Genomic DNA, 1,623 nt, shown 5'->3' with positions numbered 1-1,623 from the left:
TCTTTATTAACGACAAGTAGCAAGCATTGATATTAGGCTTTCATCGCTGTTACTTTTACTGCATCAGCAATGGTACGGTAGTTTGGTGACAGTTTTTGTACGCCAGCAATAACTTCATCAAATTCAGCTTGAGTCGCATCACCTTTCACGTCAAAGTGGAACTGGATTTCATCAAAGCCCACTGGCGCCTCTTCACTTACGTCGAGGAAACCACGTAGGTCGAGATTGCCCTTGATCGTTAGGTTAACCGAATCAAGTTTGATACCACGTGCGCTTGCTCCAGCAACAAAACCAACCATCATACAACCTGCCATTCCGCCTAGAAGGTAATCTTGTGGCGTTGGGTAAGCATTGTTACCCAGTAGCTCTTCTGGCTCACCCACTTGGAAGCGAAAATCTTTAACAATTTCTTTACCGCCCACTTTTTGATTGAGCGTACGAATTTCGCTGTGCACGCCACCTTTCCATTCTGCAACAATGCCGTATTCTGAAATAGCTTGTGCCGGCTCATTGGTAACGATTTCTGTGTAAGCTGCAAGGTCATTAAGTTTGATGCCATTTAGGGGTGCGTTTGCCATGAAATTTTCCTTTAAATTTTTATGATGACGCTGATGCCTAATGTAATTGCTTATTCGTTTGAATCTGCATCAGTCGCTTTATTTTTGTTATTTATCTATTTCGCTTTTATCGCGGCTTCCCCACCACTTTGGAGGAAGCCACATACGTTGTGATTACTGGTTACGACCTGCCATCACACCGCCATCAACATTCAGTACCGTACCGGTTGTCCAAGACGCTTTGTCTGACAATAAGTACTCAATCGCATCTGCAACATCTTCTGTTGAACCAATACGGCCAATTGGGTGGAATTCATTGAAGCCTTTCAGTGTTGATTCAATTTCTTCTTCTGCGATGAAAGATTTGTAAATCGTTGACATCACAACTGCAGGTGCAACCGCATTCACTCGTACGCCGTGCTCGCCTAGTTCAATCGCTAGGTTTTTAGTTAGAGCGTGCAAGCCTGCTTTTTGCATTGAATAAGCAGATGAAGGCGTTGCTTTGATTGCTTGGTGTGCCCACATAGAACCAATGTTGACGATAGCACCGCCACCGTGTTGCTTCATATTCTTCGCTACCGCTTGCGTGATGAAGAAGAAAGCACGGTTCATATCAAGTTGTAGGTCGTAGTCACGCTCTGAATGCTCAAGGAAATCAACAGGCTTGAAGAAACCAGCAGCGTTAACCAAGTAACCGATGTGGCGTTGTTCGGCATTCAATTGTTCAATAAAGCTTTGCACATCGGCTGAGTTGTAAAGGTCAACTTGAGCGGTTTCAACGTGACCGTTAGTTTTTGCTTCAAGGTCTTGTTTCGCTTCAGCAAGATTTTGTGCGTCATGAGACAAAATCATCACTGGCACACCACTGTTAAGAAGACGTTCAGCGGTTGCTTTACCCATACCAGAAGAGCCGCCAACGATAAGTGCTATTGAAGAAGTATTAAACATATTGATTCCTTAGTCTACCTTCTAGTAGGTAGTTATTAATTTTCTAAAAAAAGGAGTGTTTGCGTTCTCACTCCCTGTCTGTGGTTGTTACTTTATGATCCTTAGTGAATGACGTCAA

At 43.5% G+C, this 1,623-nt stretch carries 2 protein-coding genes; both read right to left on the bottom strand.

Going from position 1 to position 1,623, the window contains the following annotated elements; translation table 11 throughout:
• Window positions 1-32 precede the first annotated feature (32 nt).
• Window positions 33-578, bottom strand: a complete 546-nt coding sequence (locus VSA01S_RS19685) for an OsmC family protein (RefSeq protein WP_039982468.1) — start codon at window positions 576-578, stop codon at window positions 33-35.
• Between the two features lie 153 nt (window positions 579-731).
• Window positions 732-1,505 carry an SDR family NAD(P)-dependent oxidoreductase gene (locus VSA01S_RS19680; protein WP_103021973.1) on the bottom strand — a complete coding sequence of 258 codons (774 nt, stop codon included), beginning with the start codon at window positions 1,503-1,505 and terminating at the stop codon, window positions 732-734.
• Window positions 1,506-1,623 lie beyond the last annotated feature (118 nt).

It is taken from the genome of Vibrio sagamiensis NBRC 104589, assembly GCF_007990935.1.
In the GTDB taxonomy this organism is placed as follows: Bacteria; Pseudomonadota; Gammaproteobacteria; order Enterobacterales; family Vibrionaceae; genus Vibrio; species Vibrio sagamiensis.
Note: the sequence above shows the minus strand (reverse complement) of the source record. Positions and strands in the feature narration are given on the sequence as shown.

Bases quoted from the DNA above. Each gene is read 5' to 3' on its own strand.
- VSA01S_RS19685 (WP_039982468.1), bottom strand. From the start codon at position 578: ATGGCAAACGCACCCCTAAATGGCATCAAACTTAATGACCTTGCAGCT.
- VSA01S_RS19680 (WP_103021973.1), bottom strand. From the start codon at position 1,505: ATGTTTAATACTTCTTCAATAGCACTTATCGTTGGCGGCTCTTCTGGT.